Raw genomic sequence first — 16,650 nt, 5'->3', positions numbered from 1 at the left:
GGCCCGACCAACACCCTTGCCCGACCCGCCTTCCGCTGCGTAAAGCCCATGGAAACGGGAGAAGCGCCAGTGTCCGAAACCACCGACCAGTTTTCCGAGCGCGAGGCGCTGCTGTTCCACTCCGAAGGGCGTCCGGGCAAGATCGAGATCATCGCATCGAAGCCGATGGCGACCCAGCGCGACCTGGCGCTCGCCTATTCGCCCGGCGTCGCGGTACCGGTGAAGGCGATCTACGACGATCCCGCCACCGCGTACGACTATACCGCCAAGGGCAATCTGGTCGCGGTCATCTCCAACGGCACCGCCATCCTCGGTCTCGGCAACCTCGGCGCGCTGGCATCGAAGCCGGTGATGGAGGGCAAGGCCGTCCTGTTCAAGCGCTTCGCCGACGTCGATTCGATCGATATCGAGCTGAAGACCGAGGATGTCGACCGCTTCATCGATGCGGTCGAGTTGATGGAGCCGAGCTTCGGCGGCATCAACCTCGAAGACATCAAGTCGCCCGAATGCTTCATCATCGAGCAGACGCTGCGCGAACGCATGAACATTCCCGTCTTCCACGACGACCAGCACGGCACCGCGATCATCTGCGCCGCCGGCCTCATCAACGCCTGCCTGCTGACCAAGCGCAAGCTGTCCGAGGTCAAGGTCGTGGTGAACGGCGCGGGTGCCGCCGCCATCGCCTGCACCGAATTGATGAAGGCGATGGGCGTCGCCCACGACAACGTCATCATGTGCGACCGCACCGGCGTGATCTATCAGGGGCGCGAGGACGTGAACCAGTGGCAGTCGGCCCATGCCGCCGCCACCGACCGCCGTACGCTGACCGAAGCGCTGCACGGTGCCGACGTGTTCCTGGGCCTGTCGGCCGCGGGCGCGCTGAAGCCCGAAATGGTCAAGGACATGGCCCCGTCGCCGATCATCTTCGCGATGGCCAATCCCGAACCCGAAATCCGCCCCGAACTGGCCAAGGCCGCGCGCCCCGACGCGATCGTTGCGACCGGCCGTTCGGACTATCCGAACCAGGTCAACAACGTCATCGGCTTCCCCTTCATCTTCCGCGGCGCGCTCGACGTGCGCGCCACCGGCATCAACGACGAGATGAAGATCGCCGCCGCCAACGCCATCGCCGAACTGGCGCGGCAGCGCGTGCCGGAAGAAGTCGCGCTGGCATATGGTACGCAGCACAGCTTCGGCCCCGAATATATCATCCCCGCACCGTTCGACCCACGCCTGATGGAACTGGTGCCGTCGGCCGTGGCGAAGGCAGCGATGGATTCGGGCGTCGCGACGCGCCCGATCCTCGACATGGACGCCTATCGCCAGCAGCTGCGCGCGCGGCTCAACCCGACCACCTCGGTCCTCACCATGGCCTATGAAGGTGCCCGCGCGCATCCCAAGCGCGTGCTGTTCGCCGAAGGCGAAGAGGAAGTCGTCCTGCGCGCCGCGATCGCGTTCAAGGAAGGCGGCTACGGCATCCCCGTGCTGGTCGGCCGCGACGACGTGCACGACCGGCTGCGGGCGCTGGGCGTCGCCAATCCGGAGGATTACGAAGTCCACAACAGCCGCACCAGCGAGATGGTGCCGCAGATGGTCGACTTTCTCTACGAACGGCTCCAGCGGCGTGGCTACCTCAAGCGCGACGCCGAACGCCTCATCAACCAGGACCGCAACACCTTCGGCGCGGTGCTGCTGCAGCTGGGCGTCGCGGATGCGATGATTACCGGCATCACCCGCACCTATGCGCAGACGTTCCGCGACGTCCGCCGCGTGATCGATCCGGTCGATGGCAAGGTGCCGTTCGGTATCCACCTGCTGGTCGGGCAGAGCCATACCGTGTTCATGTCCGACACCACGATCAACGAACGCCCCTCGGGCGAGGAACTGGCTGACATCGCCGAGCGCACCGCCGCCGTCGCCCGTCGCATGGGCCACGAACCGCGCGTCGCGTTCCTCAGCTACTCGACCTTCGGCAATCCGTCGGGCCAGTGGATCGACAACGTCCGCGACGGCGTGGCCGCGCTCGACAAGCGGCAGGTCGGCTTCGAATATGAAGGCGAAATGGCCCCCGACGTCGCGCTCAACCCGCGCCAGATGGCGAACTTCCCCTTCGCCCGCCTGTCGGGTCCGGCCAACGTCCTCATCATGCCGGGGCTGCAATCGGCCAACATCTCGGCCAAGCTGCTGCGCGAACTGGGCGGCGACGACGTGATCGGCCCGATGCTGATCGGCATGGAAAAGCCGGTGCAGATCGCCCCGATGACCAGCACCGCCAACGAACTGGTGACGCTGGCGGTACTCGCCGCCGGCGGCATGGTGGGGTGATGCGGCAGGGGGCGCTCGCGGTGCGGGCGCTCCCTGCTGCACCGCTCGCACCATCATGCTATTTGGAATGAGTTAGTCCGACAGGTCTCGCGCGCATCTTGTCGAAATCGACCGATTGATTCGTTGACATGATTGGCCCGAACGAACCGTTGCCGTCGGCGCATTCATACTCAAAAACCTCCCATGACATCGCTTCCTCGCCAGAGGGTAGATTATAGAGAACATAGACCAGCGCCCGTAAATGATAGCGGGGTTGCATTTTAATGCTCTGCGGCGCACGCATCGTCATCGTCTTTCTGGGAAGCAATGTCCTTGATTCCCGGGCAGCCCTTGCACGTATAGATATAAGTTTCGTTGCGACTTTTGCCTTCGTCTCTTCCAATGTCTTCAGGTCGGTTCCGAGATACGGTTCCACCCATGTTGTTACCATGTGCGCAGGCATACTGCCGATATTTTCTATGTGAACATCGATCTTGAAGCAGGTCTCGTCCTTGTCATTCTTGCTCAAGTTGCCGACAATGGAAACGGCAAGTGATAACCATGGCCGATCTACGTGAGAGGATCTTGCTTTTTCGAAGTCCAGTGCATCACTCGCCGACGTAGAGGCGCGGCGTGCGTAGAGTGCTGCTGCTACGGCAGCGACTAGCGTAATGAACGCGGCTAATGCCTGTACAAAGCTCAACCATAGGCCTTGTGCGGCAAGGCTTGTTTGGGCAACAGCTGCATCAGCTGCTCTAGTCTGCTGGATTAGGTCGTTTGTCGAAAGGCGTTGCTCTTCTTTTTCCTTCGAGCACTCGACAGCCTTACGGCGCGCGGCTTCTGTTGGCATTTTCTGTATTATCTTAGCTTGGCAGCTGATGTCCTGCTTCAACTCGGATGCTGTACGAGCATCTTCGAACCGTCGATTTTCAAGTATCGGTGTAGTGGGTGCCAACCACAGAATTCCGATCATACCGGCCACAGTAAAAAGTCCGAGCGATGCGTATTCGGATTTTAGGGTTTTCATTTCACTCCTTCTCAGACTCTATTGTCCGACGCCCGCGTCGAACGGGCTCGCCATCGGCTCTGACAAAGAGCGATAAAGGATTGGTTATGGGCATTATCATCATCGGTGCGAACGGAGGCATCGGCGCGGCGCTGGTCGCGGCGCTGGCATCAAGCGGCCGATACACCCGCGTCATCGCCGCCGCGCGCCGCGCGCCTGACACACTGCCACCCGGTGTCGACTACCTGCCCGTCGACCTCGCCGACCCCGCTTCGATCGAGGCTGCCGCCGCCCGCATCGACGCGCCGCTCACCCGCGTCATCGTCGCGACCGGTGTCCTGCATGACGCCACCGGCGGTCCCGAACGGCGCTTGGCCGATCTCGACGCCGAACGGCTCGCGCATCTGTTCGCGATCAACACCATCGGCCCGGCGCTGGCGCTGAAGCATTTCGCGCCGTTGCTGGCAAAGGATGCGCCGTCCGCCATCGCCTGCATCTCGGCGCGGGTCGGCAGCATTTCCGACAACCGGCTGGGCGGCTGGTACGGCTATCGCGCGTCGAAAGCGGCCCTCAACCAGATCGTCCGCACCGCCGCGATCGAACTCGCGCGCAGCCACCGCCAGGCGGTGTGCGTCGCGCTCCATCCCGGCACGGTCGACACGGGGTTGAGCAAGCCGTTCCAGCGCGGCGTGCCGGCGGAAAAGCTGTTCACCCCGGCCTATAGCGCCGAACGGATGCTGGCGGTGCTCGACGGCCTGACCCCGGAGCAGAGCGGCCGCATCTTCGCCTGGGACGGGGCGGAGATCGCCCCCTGACTTTCCTACACGGGTCGGGGCTGGCAGGGTCGATGTTGCTCTTTCGCATTGTCCGCCAACCCCGCCCCTTGCGCGGTTTTTCCTGCTACGCCGGTTGCGCGCGAGTGTGAACTTCGTGAACTTTGGCGACGGTTCAGGGCGCGATGTTCCACCGCCCACCACCGTCACACCGGATCAAGTCCGGTGTGACGCAGCCGTCTGCGCAAAACGCGCACGAGTGTGAACTTTGTGAACTTTGACGGCTCAACCGTCGATCGATCCGCCCAGCGACGCGTTGACCAGCCCGCCATCGACGGTGATCGTTTCCCCTACCACATAGTCCCCGGCGCGCGCGGCGAGATAGATCGCCGCTGCCGCCATGTCCTCGTCCACGCCGATCCGCCCGGCCGGAATCCGCTTCGCCACGCCGTCGCCATGGTCGCGCGCGGCCTTGTTCATCTCGCTGGCAAAGGCGCCGGGCGCGATCGAGGTGACGTGGATCGCGTCCGTCACCAGCCGCGCCGCCATCCGCCGCGTCAGGTGGATCAGCGCCGCCTTCGACGCCTGATAGCTGTAGGTTTCCCACGGATTGACACGCTGTCCGTCGATCGAGGTGATGTTGATGACCTTTGCCGGCCGTGCGCGCGATGCCGCCGCCTTCAGCATCGGGTGTAGCGCCTGCGTCAGGAAGAATGGCGACTTCACGTTCAGGTCCATCACCTTGTCCCATCCGCTTTCGGGGAACTCCTCGAACGCCTGTCCCCATGCCGCGCCGGCATTGTTGACGAGGATGTCGAGCCGGTCGGTATGGCTGGCCAGCCGATCCGCCAGCGCGCGGCATCCCTCCACACTCGACACGTCCTGCGGCAGCGCGGTCGCGCCGATCTCTTCGGCCGTGGCGATGCAGGCATCGGCCTTGCGCGCCGACACAAACACTCGCGCCCCCTGTGCGACGAAGCCGGCGGCGATCATCCGCCCGATCCCGCGCGATCCGCCGGTAATCAGCGCGGTGCGCCCGTCGAGCCGGAACAGGCTGTTGGTGTCCATTGCATCGTCTCCTGCAAACCCGATGTTCGAAACGGCATCGTTGCGGGATGGATATCCGATACCGGACCTGCAAAAAAGGGTCATTCCGCCGACCTTGTCCTGATCGCCCGTTTCTGTAATCTCTTTACAATCGAAACGGCGGGGCAGTACCTGTGGAAAGCAAGATGTTCGCCGGCCACACCGTCCGCCGCCTGCGCCGGGGGCAGGCGCTGACCCAGGCGGCGATGGCCGAGGCGCTGGGCATCTCCGCCAGCTATCTGAACCTCATCGAACGCAACCAGCGACCGCTGACCGCGACGTTGCTGGTGGCGCTGGCCGAACGCTACGGCTTCGACCCGCGCACGCTGGCGGCAAGCGAACCGGGCGGCGGTGCGGAGGCGCTGCGCCGCCGGCTGGCCGACCCGATGTTCGCCGACCTGAGCCTCGACCGCGCCGATATCGCCGAGTGGCTGTCCGCCGCGCCGGGCGGGGCGGAGGCCTTCGCCCGTGCCTTCGACCGGCTGGGCAGTGGCGGGGCGGGGGCGCCGATCACCGCCGATCCCGCAGCCGAGGCGCGCGCCACCATCGAACGCTGGCGCAACCATTTCCCCGACCTCGATGCACAGGCGGAGGCGCTGGCCGACGAGCTGCGCCTTGCCGGCGGCGATCCGGCGGCGGCGATGGCCGACCGGCTGCGGGTGCGGCATCACCTGTCGGTGCGGCTGCTGCCGGTGGAGGTGATGCCCGACCGGCTGCACCGTACTGACCTGCATGCGCGCCAGCTGCAGCTGTCCGAACGGCTCGACCCCGCCTCGCGCAGCTTCGCGCTCGCCCGGGCATTGGGCCATGCGGAGGCGCGGGCGGAGGTCGATGCGGTGGTGCGCGGCGCGGGCCTGTCCGACCGGACCGCCGAACAATGGCTGCGCCGCCACCTGCACGGCTATTTCGCCGCCGCGGTGATGATGCCCTATGCCCGGTTCCTGCGCGCATGCGAGGCGACGGGCTATGACCTGGCGCTGCTCGGCCGCCGGTTCGGCGCGGGGTTCGAACATGTCGCCCATCGGCTTACCACGCTGCACCGCGTCGGCGCGCGCGGGCTGTCCTTCTGCCTGCTCCGGCTCGACCGCGCGGGGCAGGTGTCGAAGCGCTTTGCCGGGGCCAGCCAGTCGCCGCTGGTCGAGGGGGCACCCTGTCCGCTGCTAGGCGCATTCGACGCGTTTGCGCGTGGCGGGGAGACGGTGCTGCAACTGGTCGAGCCGGAGGAGGGCGGGCGCTGGCTCACGTTGTCGCGTACCGTCACCCCGCCCGGCGCGCTGGCCGGGGAGGTGCGGGCGCGCTTCGTCGTGATGCTGGGCATCGCCGCCGATCAGGCCGGCGGGCTGGCGGCGGCCCGCGGGCTGGACCTGTCGGCGCGCGGGATGCCGGTGGGGCCGGGGTGCCGCGCCTGCACCCGCGGCGACTGTCCGCAGCGTTCGGCCCCGCCGCATGCCCGCGCCATGCGGCTGGACGACCGCGACGGCGGGCTGACCCCCTTCGCCTTTGCCGGCGATTGAGCCCACGCTATGCTGGCGTTACGTCTCCCTTAACCCTGTCGTGGCAGGACGTTGGCATGCGAGTCCTTCATATCCTCGACCACGGCCTGCCGCTCCACAGCGGCTACACGTTCCGTACGCGGGCGATCCTCACCGCGCAGATGGCGCGCGGGTGGCAGGTCGCGGCGGTCACCGGGGCCAGGCAGGGGGTGACGCAGGCCGCGCGGGAAACCGTCGACGGCATCGATTTCCACCGCACCGTGCCGCCCCGCGCCCTGCCGGCACCCTTGGGGGAACTGGCGGAAATCCAGGCATTTTCTGCCACGATCGACCGGGTGGTGGACGAATTCCGGCCCGACATCCTGCATGCCCATTCGCCGGTGCTGGACGCGCTCGCTGCGCTGCGCGTCGCCCGGCGGCGTGGGCTGCCGCTGGTCTATGAAATCCGCGCCTTCTGGGAAGACGCGGCGGTCGGTAACGGGACCGGCACCGAAGGCTCGGTCCGCTACCGCGCGACTCGCGCGCTGGAGACCTGGGCGGTGCGCCGCGCCGATGGCGTCGCCGTCATCTGTGAAGGGTTGCGCCGCGACCTGGTGGCGCGCGGGATCGATCCGGCGAAGATCATGGTATCGCCCAACGGCGTCGACCTGACCCTGTTCGGCGATCCGCCGCCGCCCGACACCGCGCTCGCCGCCGAACTGGGGCTGGCGGGCAGGGAAGTGCTGGGCTTCATCGGCAGCTTCTATGATTATGAGGGCCTCGACACGCTGATCGCCGCCATGCCCGCGCTGGTCGCGGCACGGCCGAACGTCCGGCTGCTGCTGGTCGGTGGCGGCCCGATGGAAGGCGCGCTGCGCGCCCAGGCGGCGGCGTCCAGCGTCGCCCACGCAATCCACTTCATCGGCCGCGTGCCGCATCACGAAGTCGAGCGCTATTATGGACTGGTCGACCTGCTGGTCTATCCGCGCAAGGCGATGCGGCTGACCGATCTGGTCACGCCGCTGAAACCCCTGGAGGCGATGGCGCAGCGGCGGCTGGTCGCAGCATCCGATGTCGGTGGTCACCGCGAACTGATCCGCGACGGCGATACCGGCACGCTGTTCCCGCCCGACGACCCCGCCGCACTCGCCACCCGCGTCGCCGCATTGCTGGCCGACCGGTCGGGCTGGGAAGCGATGCGCGACCGGGGCCGCGCCTTTGTCGAGGCGGAGCGCAACTGGGCATCGAACGTCGCGCGCTATCAGCCGGTCTATCAGCGGTTGATCGGCGCCGCACGGCCCGGCGCGGTGATGGGTGACGCGACGATGGTGGACGCATGAACCGCTCGCTACCCTCGCTGGTCGCCGGGACCTCCGGGCTGCTCGTGGCCATCGCCATCGCCGTCGTGCCGATGTGGCGGATCGAGACGGTCGTGTCGGACACCGGCCTGCCCGCGCTGCTGCCGATCGCCGCGCCGCCGCTCGGCTGGACCGCGCGCGCAGCGTTGATGCTGGTCGCGGCGCTGGCGGTCGCGGTGCCGGTATGGATTGCGCTGACCCTGCTCGCCGTCCGTCGTCCGGTCGCGCTGCCCGCCGCCGACGAGGTGGTCGAGGAAGCGCCGCCCAGCGTCCGCCGCGCCGATGCCCATCCTGACGCCCCGCCGCGCCCACCGGTTCGTGCCGCGCGCGACCTCGGCATGCCGTTCCTCGATCCGGTCGCGGCCACCGAAGCGGAGCTGGAACTGCCCCGCGACCTGAATACGCCCATGGCGATGTTCGATCCGGAGGCGCTGCCGATGGTTCCGGCAGCGCCGCCCCCTGCGGTACGCCCGCTCTTCCGTCCGCCGCCGGTTGACGCCGAACCCGAAGCTGAACCCGAGCCCGTCCCGTCGTCGCCCCCGGTCGAGCCGTCGCCGACGCCGACGCCGGAGCTGTCCGACCTGATCGACCGGCTCGACCGGGGGTTGCAGCGTCGGCGCGGTGATCGCCCGGTTTCGGCCGGGCCGGAAACGGGCAATGCCGGCCTCGCCTCCGCACTTGGCGCGCTGCGCCGCATGGCCGGGGGCGAATAAGGCGTCAGCGTTCCTCGACTGTCAGCACCTCGATCGTCGCGTCATGGCGATCGGGCAGCGTCGCCCCGCCCGTGAAGATCAGGTCGGCGACCAGATGCCCGCGCAGCGGCAGGTCGGCCTCGGGCAATTCGGCCAGCCACGCGGCGAACCCGGCATCGCCGCTGCTGAGCGTCAGCCGGTGCCGCGCGCCGTTGAACGTCGCGCTGGCCCAGCCGGTCCAGTCCGATGCGGTGATCGCGATCGACACCCCCGCCGCCTCGGCCGCAATGCGCAGGCGCCGTTCCAGCAGGGTGGCGGCGTCCGGCCCCCGGCTCATTCCGATCGTTCCTGGCCGGCGATATAGGCCTCGATCCGGGCGATCAGCGGTGCGCGCGGTTGCCGCCCGTTGCGCAGGTCGCCCACCAGGCGCGGGTCGCCCGCCGCCCGCCGACCGAACAGCGTTTCGGGCGTCCCCGTTTCCTGCAGATGCCGACTGATCCGCTGCAAAATGCTGTGCATCCATACCCTCCCGCCTACTCCTTCGACTCAAGAATGTTCTTGATCTGTTCCTTGAAATCCAACATGTCTAGGAAAATTCCTAAAGGGAGGACGGCGATGGAACTGGACGATGTGCGCGTGGTGATCGCTCGTCTGGCGGCGGAGCGGGGGGCGAGTCTGTCGGAACTGTCGCGTCTGCTGGGGCGCAACCCGGCCTATATGCAGCAATATATCGAACGCGGTTCCCCCCGGCGGCTGTCGGAAGGCGACCGGGCGACGCTGGCGCGCTACCTGGGCGTGACGGAGGCGGCACTGGGCGGGCCGGTCGCGCGCGAGCTGGTCGCGGTACCGCGGATCGACGCGCGGGCATCGGCCGGGCCGGGCGGGCTGGTCGACGACGATCGCGGCGACGGCGCGATGCGGATCGACGGCGCGCTGCTGCGCCAGCTGCGGGTACGGCCGGGGCAGGCATCGGTGATCGCGGTCGCGGGCGACTCGATGCTGCCGACGCTGGCTGATGGCGACACTATCCTGGTCGATGGCGGGGACCGGCGCGGGGTGTCGGGCGCGATCCATGTCGTGCGCCATGACGGGGTATTGCTGGTAAAGCGGCTGGCGCGGGTGCCAGGCGGGGGCGAACTGGTCAGCGACAATCCGGCCTATCCGCCGATCGCCATCGACGGCACGCCCGATATCGTCGGCCGCGTCGTCTGGCTGTCGCGCGCGCTATAGCGCGGTCAGCGGCGCGGCTGGTCCGTGCGCCAGATCAGGACGGCGATGCCGATGCCCAGCGCCAGCCCGATCAGCAGGCCCATCGTGGCCTCGCCGAATACCGCGCCGACGATCGCGCCGCCCATCACGCCCAACGCGATCGGCATCCCGCCGGCTTTCGGCGTATGGGGTGGTCTGTTCATTGATGTCGCTTGCCATAGTCGGCGGCGGTGCGCCACTGTCGTCCCGCCTGTGTCGCATCGGGACGGCGGGATGTGTCGATGCGGGATTGCGTCGCAGGCGTTAACGATCGAAGGCCGCGCGAGAGGCGGTCGGTTCGGTTCCGGCACGATCCATGAACCACGGAATGCCATGCTCGATACCGCCATGCTGTCGCCTTACATCGCCGACCTCTCCGATCTGGCGCGGGCGCATTATCTGATGGCGGAGTATGGCCCGGTAGCGGCCGAGGAAGCGACCGCGCGCGCGAACCTGGCGCGCGACCGTGACAATGTGGTGCAGTTCTGCCGCTGGCGTCAGGTCGCACGGCTTGTCACGCTGCTGGAGCAGCCGGGCGCCTGGGGTACGATTCACTGACGATTCCGGCGGGTTTGCGCTTGGCGTCCGTGGCCGTGCCGCGCTAGGACGATCCCATGTCGAGCTGCCGGTTTGCCGTGCTGTTGAGCGCCGGATGGCTTGCTTTCGCGGGTCCGATGGCGCGCGCGCAGACGCCGCCGGCCGCGCAGGAAACGCCGCTCGATCCCACCGCGCCGCTGGCCGACCTGCCCGACATCGGCGTCGCGTGGCCCGACCTTGCGACCGCGCCGACCGATCCGACGCTGACCACCGGGCCGCAGCGTGCCGGCGGGGAATTCCGCTACAATTACCGGATCACCGGCATCGACGGGATCAACAACGACCTGTTTCGACAGCGGTTCAACGAATTGTCGACCCTGCGCGCCAAGGAAGGCGAACCGTCGAACGCCGCGCAGATCGACCGTCGCGCGCGTGAGGATGCCCGCCTGCTCGACGACCTGCTGCGCAACGAAGGCTATTTCGACGCGCGCATCACCACCAGCGTCCGCCCGGAGGGCGATCGGCTGATCGTCTATCTGGAAGTGGAGCCGGGCCAGCTCTATCGCTTCGCCCAGGTCCGCACGCCAGGCATCGCCGCAGCAGGGGACAAGGCAACCGACCTCAGCACGGCATTCGGCCTGAAGCCCGAGGCGCCGGTACAGGGCGACACGGTGGTCGCGGCACAGGGCAAGCTGGAAACGACGATCGGGCGCGAGGGCTTTCCCTTTGCCAAGGTCGGCGAGCCGCAGATCACCGTCGACCACGCCACCCGCACCGCGACGATCGAGGTCGATGTGCAGCCGGGCGGCGAGCGGCGCTTCGGCCGGATCGTGGCACGTCCCAACCGGGTGTTCGACGGCGACCATGCGCAGGATATCGCCCGGTTCAAGCCGGGCGAGACCTATGATTCCGCCATGGTCGACGACCTGCGCCGCGCGATCGTGCAAACCAGCCTGGTATCGCAGGTCCGCCTGACCCCGGTCGAGGGACAGGCGCCCGGCACCGTCGACCTCGACCTTGCGATGGAGCCGGCGCCGCCGCGCACCATCGCCGGCGAAATCGGGTACGGCACCGGTGAAGGCGCGCGGGTCGAGGCGAGCTGGACCCACCGCAACCTGTTCCCGCCCGAAGGCGCACTCACCCTGCGGGGCGTTCTCGGTACCTTGGAACAGGTGGCGGCGGTCACCTTCCGTCGCAACAATTTCCATGGCCGCGACCGGGTGCTGACCGCACAGGTCGCCGCGACCCACCTCGTCCGCAACGCGTTCGAGGCGAACACCGTCTCGCTGTCCGCCGGGCTGGAGCGGCAGACCAACATCTTCTTTCAAAAGACGTGGACCTGGGCGCTGGGCGGCGAACTGGTCGCGACCGACGAACGCGACGTGATCGTCGCCACGGGGGAGCCGCGCCGCCGCACCTATTTCATCGGCGCGCTGCCCAGCAGCCTGAACTATGACGGGTCGGACGACCTGCTGAACCCGACCAAGGGGTTCCGGCTGGGCGGACGGATCAGCCCCGAATTGTCGCTGCGCGGCGACCTGTTCGGCTATACCCGCGCACAGGTCGATGCGAGCGTCTACCGCCCGGTCACGTCGCAGGTCGTGCTGGCGGCGCGGACCCGCATCGGATCGATCCTCGGCGCGCCGCGCGATGCAGTGGCGCCGTCGCGGCGCTTCTATGCCGGCGGCGGCGCGTCGGTGCGCGGCTACGGATTCCAGGATATCGGCCCGCGCGACCCGAACAACGATCCGATCGGCGGGCGCAGCCTAGCCGAATTTTCGCTGGAGGCGCGGGTCAAGGCGTTCGGCAATTTCGGCGTCGTGCCGTTCCTCGATGCCGGCAACATCTATACCTCGACGATGCCGAAATTTTCGGGGCTGCGCTACGGCGCGGGGATCGGCGTGCGCTATTACAGCAATTTCGGGCCGATCCGGGTCGATGTCGGTACGCCGATCAACCCGCAAAAGGGCGATCCCCGCATCGCCGTCTATGTCTCGCTGGGGCAGGCGTTTTGAACGACGAACCGGTCGAAACGCCGCCGGTGGTGGTGAAGCGCCGCATCGGCTGGGGCCGGCGGCTGGCGCAACTGGTTCTCGCCATCATCGTTCTGATCGTCGGTGCGCTGGTGGTGATCGATACCGGGCCGGGCCACCGGCTGATCGCCAACCGTATCGCGACGATGAAGCCCGCCAACGGCATGCGCTATCGCATCGGGCGGATCGACGGGTCGATCTACACCCGTGCGCGGCTGATCGACGTGCGTATCTATGACGCGAAGGGGCTGGTGCTGCGCGCACCGCTCGCCGAACTCGACTGGCGGCCATGGGAATTCGTGTCGAACCGGCTGTCGATCAACAGCCTGACCATCCCGCGCGCGATCCTTGCCAAGCTGCCGCAACCGACGCCGACCGGGCGCAAGACCCCGATCCTGCCGAGCTTCGACATTCGTATCGGCCGGCTGAGCGTCGAGCGGCTGGAGCTGGCCAAGGGTGTGACCGGCACCGCGCGCACGGGCAAGCTGTCCGGACAGGCGGATGTCCGATCCGGCCGGGCGCTGGTCGACCTCGCGCTCGATATCGCCGCCAGCGACCGGCTGCGGCTGCGCATCGATGCCGAACCGGATCGCGACCGCTTCGATATCGACCTGCGGGCGCGGGGGGCGGGCGACGGTCTGCTCGCCACCGCCAGCGGTATTCGCCGGCCTTTGTCGGTGGAGGTGTCAGGCGACGGGCGCTGGTCGGCATGGGACGGGCGCGCGGTTGCCGACGCCGGTCGTGCGCGGATCATCGACCTGACGCTGGGCGTGCGCGCGGGGCGCTATACGCTGGGCGGTACGCTTGCGCCGTCGACGCTGCTGCAGGGCAAGCTCCAGCGGCTGACCGCCCCCCAGGTTCGCGTGCGCGGCAGCGCGACCTTCGCCGATCGCCGGATCGACGGCGTGCTTGCGCTGCGCAGTGCCGCGCTTGCGCTGGAGGCGGACGGCATCGTCGACCTTGGCACCAGTGCGTTTCGCGACCTGCGCCTGCGCGCACGGCTGCTGCGCCCGGCGGCGATGTTCCCCAACATGACCGGGCGCGATATCGAACTCCGCACGATCCTCGACGGGGAGTTTTCGACCGCACGCTTCGATTACCGCCTGCGCGCCAATCGGCTGGCGTTCGACCAGACCGGGTTCGAACAGGTGGTCGCCGCCGGACAGGGGCGGTTTTCGAAGGCGCCGGTGATCGTGCCGATCCGGCTGGCGGCGGCGCGGGTCACCGGCGTCGGCGATGTGGCGGGCGGCATCCTGCGCAACCTGTCGGTGACCGGCAAGCTGGCGGTCGGTGCGAAGACGCTGGTCGGCAACGACTTGATCGTACGGTCGGACAAACTCAACGGCCGGATCATGCTGACGCTCGACCTGACCACTGGCCGCTATGAGGTCGGGATCAGCGGCGCACTGCAACGCTATCTGATCCCCGGCCTCGGGCTGGTCGATGTCCAGACGAAGCTGACCGCCGTTCCCATTCCGGGCGGCGGCACGCGGATCGTCGGACGGGGCATGGCGCAGGTCCGCCGGCTCGACAACGGCTTCTTCCGCTCGCTGACGCAGGGACTGCCCCGCATCGAAACCGGGCTGGAACGCGGCAAGGACGGCATCCTGTACCTGCGCGGACTGCGGCTCACCTCGCCCGGCCTGACGCTCAGCGGCAACGGCTATCGCCGCCGCGACGGCACCTTCCATTTCGAAGGAAGCGGGCGACAGGCGACCTATGGCCCGGTGCAGCTGGTGCTCGACGGCAATATCTCCAAGCCGACGCTCGACCTGCGCTTCGCATCGCCGAACGCCACGCTGGGCCTTGCCAACGTGGTCGCGCATCTCGACCCGACGGCGGAGGGGTTCGCCTATCGCGCGCAGGGCGGTTCGCGTCTCGGGCCGTTCACCGCCAATGGCCGCATCCTGTTGCCGACCGGCGGCACGGCGCGGATCGCGGTCGACGAACTGGAGGTCAGCGGGACCCGTGCGACCGGCGGGATCGATATTGTCGAGAATGGCTTTTTCGGTCGGCTGAACGTCGATGGCGGCGGGTTTGCCGGGACGATCGACTTCCGCCCGCAGGGTAGCGACCAGCGGATCGATATCGCGCTGGATGCCACGCGGGCGAAACTGGGCACGGCGGGATCGGTGCGGCGTGCCCGGCTGGAGGCCGGAATCGTGCTGGCGGGCGGTGGCACGACCCTCGACGCGACGATGACCGCGCAGGGGTTCCGCCGGGGCAAGCTGTCGATCGCGCGGCTGGCGGGCAGTGCGAAGCTGGTCGACGGCGTCGGCGAAGTGCGCGCCGCGATCGCTGGATCGCGCGGCCGCGCCTTTTCGATCCAGAGCGTGACGCAGGTCACCGCCGACGAATATCGCATCAGCGCGGAGGGTACGCTCGACCGCCGGCCGCTGAAGCTCGAAACCCCGGCGGTGATCCGGCGCGAGGGCGATGGCTGGCGACTGGCACCAACGCAGTTCAGCTTTGCCGGCGGCACCGCGACGGTCGGCGGCGCGGTGGGGGCGGACACTACGGAACTGGCGCTCGATGTCACGCGGATGCCGCTTGCCGTGCTCGACATCGGCTATCCGGGGCTGGGCCTGAGCGGCAGCGCGTCGGGTAAGATCGCCTATGCCACGCGGGGGAATACTCCCAGCGGGCGGGTCGACTTGACCATTCGCGGTCTCAGCCGTTCCGGGCTGGTGGTGTCGTCGACCCCGATCGATGTCGGCGTGGCGGCGGTGCTGGATGCGAACCGCGCCGGGGTGCGCGCGGTGATGGCGAGCGGCGGCAAGACGATCGGCCGGGCGCAGGCGCGTCTCTCTCCGCTGGGGGAAGGCGATCTTGCCACCCGGCTGAACAACGCGCCCTTGTTTGCGCAGCTGCGCTATGGCGGCCCGGCCGATACGCTGTGGCGGCTGACCGGGATCGAGCTGTTCGACCTGTCCGGCCCGGTCTCGGTCGGCGCCGACGTCACGGGCCGTCTTGCCGACCCGCGCATCCGCGGTGTCGTGCGCTCCAGCGGTGCGCGCATCGAAAGCGCGATCACCGGCACCGTGCTGACCGGCGTGGAGGCGCAGGGGCGTTTCGACGGGTCGCGGCTGGTGATCGATCGGTTCGCGGCGAACGACGGTCGGCAGGGGCGGGTGACCGGCACCGGCGCGTTCGAATTCGCCGCCGTGCGCGGCTTCGGCATCGACCTGTCGCTCAACGCCGACCGCGCGCGGCTCATCAACACCGACTCGATCGGCGCAACTGTCACCGGCCCGATCCGCGTGCGCAGCGACGGGGCGGGGGGCACCATTTCCGGCGAGGTGCGGATGGATGGCAGCCGCTATCGCCTTGGCCGTGCGACCGCCACCGCCCCGATCCCGCGCCTCAACATCCGCGAGATCAACCGCCCCGACGGCGACGACGAAGCCAGCGCGGCGGTGGTGCCGTGGAAGCTCGACCTGCGCGCCCGCGCGCCCGGCGGGCTGATCGTCACCGGCCTCGGCCTCAACAGCGAATGGTCCGCCGACCTCGCCATCACCGGGGAGCCGACCAGCCCGATCATCAACGGCCGCGCCGATCTGGTGCGCGGCGATTATGAATTTGCCGGGCGCGAGTTCCGCGTCGATCGCGGCGCGCTGCGCTTCAACGGCGAAAGCCCGGCCGACCCCGCGCTCGATATCGCCGCCAATGCCGATACGCAGGGGCTGAACGCGACTATCCGCGTCGCCGGCACCGCGACCCGGCCCGAAATCAGTTTCCAGAGCGTGCCGGCACTGCCCGAGGACGAACTGCTGTCCCGCCTGTTGTTCGGCACGTCGATCACCAACCTGTCCGCGCCCGAAGCATTGCAGCTGGCCGCCGCCGTCGCCGCGCTGCAGAATGGCGAGGGCGTGCTGAACCCGATCAATGCCGTCCGCCGTGCCGCCGGGCTCGACCGGCTGCGCATCCTGCCCGCCGATCCGCAGACGGGGCAGGGCACCTCGGTTGCCGCCGGCAAATATCTGACGCGGCGATTCTATGCGGAGATCGTGACCGACGGACAGGGCTATAGCGCCACCCGGATCGAGTTCCAGGTTACGCGCTGGCTGTCGCTGCTCGCGTCGATCTCCACCATCGGTCGCCAGAGCACCAACGTCCGCATCTCGCGCGATTACTGAACCGC

14 protein-coding genes are annotated in these 16,650 nt (G+C 68.3%); 9 read left to right on the top strand and 5 right to left on the bottom strand.

Annotated elements, in window-relative coordinates; genetic code table 11:
- The first annotated feature begins 69 nt into the window (after window positions 1-69).
- Window positions 70-2,325 (top strand): NADP-dependent malic enzyme, encoded by a 2,256-nt coding sequence (locus ASE58_RS03760; RefSeq protein ID WP_235511848.1) that lies wholly within the window; start codon window positions 70-72, stop codon window positions 2,323-2,325.
- A gap of 58 nt (window positions 2,326-2,383) precedes the next feature.
- On the opposite strand, the gene ASE58_RS17800 is transcribed toward ASE58_RS03760, so the two are convergent.
- Window positions 2,384-3,331, bottom strand: a complete 948-nt coding sequence (locus ASE58_RS17800) for a hypothetical protein (protein WP_156347593.1) — start codon at window positions 3,329-3,331, stop codon at window positions 2,384-2,386.
- A gap of 86 nt (window positions 3,332-3,417) precedes the next feature.
- On the opposite strand from ASE58_RS17800, the gene ASE58_RS03755 reads away from it, so the two are divergent.
- Complete coding sequence (locus tag ASE58_RS03755; RefSeq protein WP_055817916.1) at window positions 3,418-4,125, top strand: SDR family NAD(P)-dependent oxidoreductase; 708 nt, start codon at window positions 3,418-3,420, stop codon at window positions 4,123-4,125.
- Window positions 4,126-4,368: 243 nt separating this feature from the next.
- On the opposite strand, the gene ASE58_RS03750 is transcribed toward ASE58_RS03755, so the two are convergent.
- Window positions 4,369-5,151, bottom strand: coding sequence for an SDR family oxidoreductase (locus tag ASE58_RS03750; RefSeq protein ID WP_055817914.1), 783 nt, complete (start codon window positions 5,149-5,151; stop codon window positions 4,369-4,371).
- A 164-nt stretch (window positions 5,152-5,315) separates the two neighbouring features.
- Here ASE58_RS03750 and ASE58_RS03745 point away from each other — a divergent pair, with 164 nt between their 5' ends.
- Genes ASE58_RS03745 through ASE58_RS03735 form a run of 3 tightly spaced genes read left to right on the top strand, consistent with a single transcriptional unit; the run spans window position 5,316 to window position 8,712 of the window.
- Window positions 5,316-6,683, top strand: a complete 1,368-nt coding sequence (locus ASE58_RS03745; RefSeq protein ID WP_055818197.1) for a helix-turn-helix domain-containing protein — start codon at window positions 5,316-5,318, stop codon at window positions 6,681-6,683.
- A 56-nt stretch (window positions 6,684-6,739) separates the two neighbouring features.
- On the top strand, window positions 6,740-7,981 hold the full coding sequence (locus ASE58_RS03740; protein ID WP_055817913.1) for a TIGR04063 family PEP-CTERM/XrtA system glycosyltransferase: 1,242 nt from the start codon (window positions 6,740-6,742) through the stop codon (window positions 7,979-7,981).
- Window positions 7,978-8,712, top strand: a complete 735-nt coding sequence (locus ASE58_RS03735; protein ID WP_055817911.1) for a hypothetical protein — start codon at window positions 7,978-7,980, stop codon at window positions 8,710-8,712. Before ASE58_RS03740 ends, ASE58_RS03735 begins: the two co-directional genes overlap by 4 nt.
- Before the next feature lie 4 nt (window positions 8,713-8,716).
- Here the strand turns inward: ASE58_RS03735 and ASE58_RS03730 are convergent, their stop codons facing one another.
- A complete protein-coding gene (locus ASE58_RS03730) occupies window positions 8,717-9,028 on the bottom strand; it encodes a hypothetical protein (protein ID WP_055817909.1) in 312 nt (103 codons plus the stop codon).
- Entirely contained in the window at window positions 9,025-9,210 is a 186-nt protein-coding gene (locus ASE58_RS03725; protein ID WP_055759573.1) for a hypothetical protein, read from the bottom strand. Before ASE58_RS03725 ends, ASE58_RS03730 begins: the two co-directional genes overlap by 4 nt.
- Window positions 9,211-9,306: 96 nt before the next feature.
- On the opposite strand from ASE58_RS03725, the gene ASE58_RS03720 reads away from it, so the two are divergent.
- Entirely contained in the window at window positions 9,307-9,921 is a 615-nt protein-coding gene (locus tag ASE58_RS03720; RefSeq protein WP_055817908.1) for a S24 family peptidase, read from the top strand.
- A gap of 5 nt (window positions 9,922-9,926) precedes the next feature.
- Here ASE58_RS03720 and ASE58_RS18105 read toward each other — a convergent pair whose 3' ends face one another.
- Window positions 9,927-10,067 carry a hypothetical protein gene (locus tag ASE58_RS18105; protein WP_162233492.1) on the bottom strand — a complete coding sequence of 47 codons (141 nt, stop codon included), beginning with the start codon at window positions 10,065-10,067 and terminating at the stop codon, window positions 9,927-9,929.
- Window positions 10,068-10,272: 205 nt separating this feature from the next.
- Between ASE58_RS18105 and ASE58_RS03715 the strand changes: the two genes are divergently transcribed.
- From ASE58_RS03715 to ASE58_RS03705, 3 genes are all read left to right on the top strand, one after another.
- Window positions 10,273-10,497, top strand: a complete 225-nt coding sequence (locus ASE58_RS03715) for a hypothetical protein (RefSeq protein ID WP_055817906.1) — start codon at window positions 10,273-10,275, stop codon at window positions 10,495-10,497.
- A gap of 116 nt (window positions 10,498-10,613) precedes the next feature.
- Window positions 10,614-12,491 (top strand): autotransporter assembly complex protein TamA, encoded by a 1,878-nt coding sequence (locus ASE58_RS03710; protein ID WP_235513488.1) that lies wholly within the window; start codon window positions 10,614-10,616, stop codon window positions 12,489-12,491.
- Window positions 12,488-16,645, top strand: coding sequence for a translocation/assembly module TamB domain-containing protein (locus ASE58_RS03705; protein WP_235513480.1), 4,158 nt, complete (start codon window positions 12,488-12,490; stop codon window positions 16,643-16,645). The genes ASE58_RS03710 and ASE58_RS03705 overlap by 4 nt, the downstream gene beginning before the upstream one ends.
- Window positions 16,646-16,650: the final 5 nt, after the last annotated feature.

Source organism: Sphingomonas sp. Leaf9 (genome assembly GCF_001421355.1).
Taxonomy (GTDB): domain Bacteria; phylum Pseudomonadota; class Alphaproteobacteria; order Sphingomonadales; family Sphingomonadaceae; genus Sphingomonas.
This window is presented reverse-complemented; position numbering and strand designations above follow the sequence as displayed.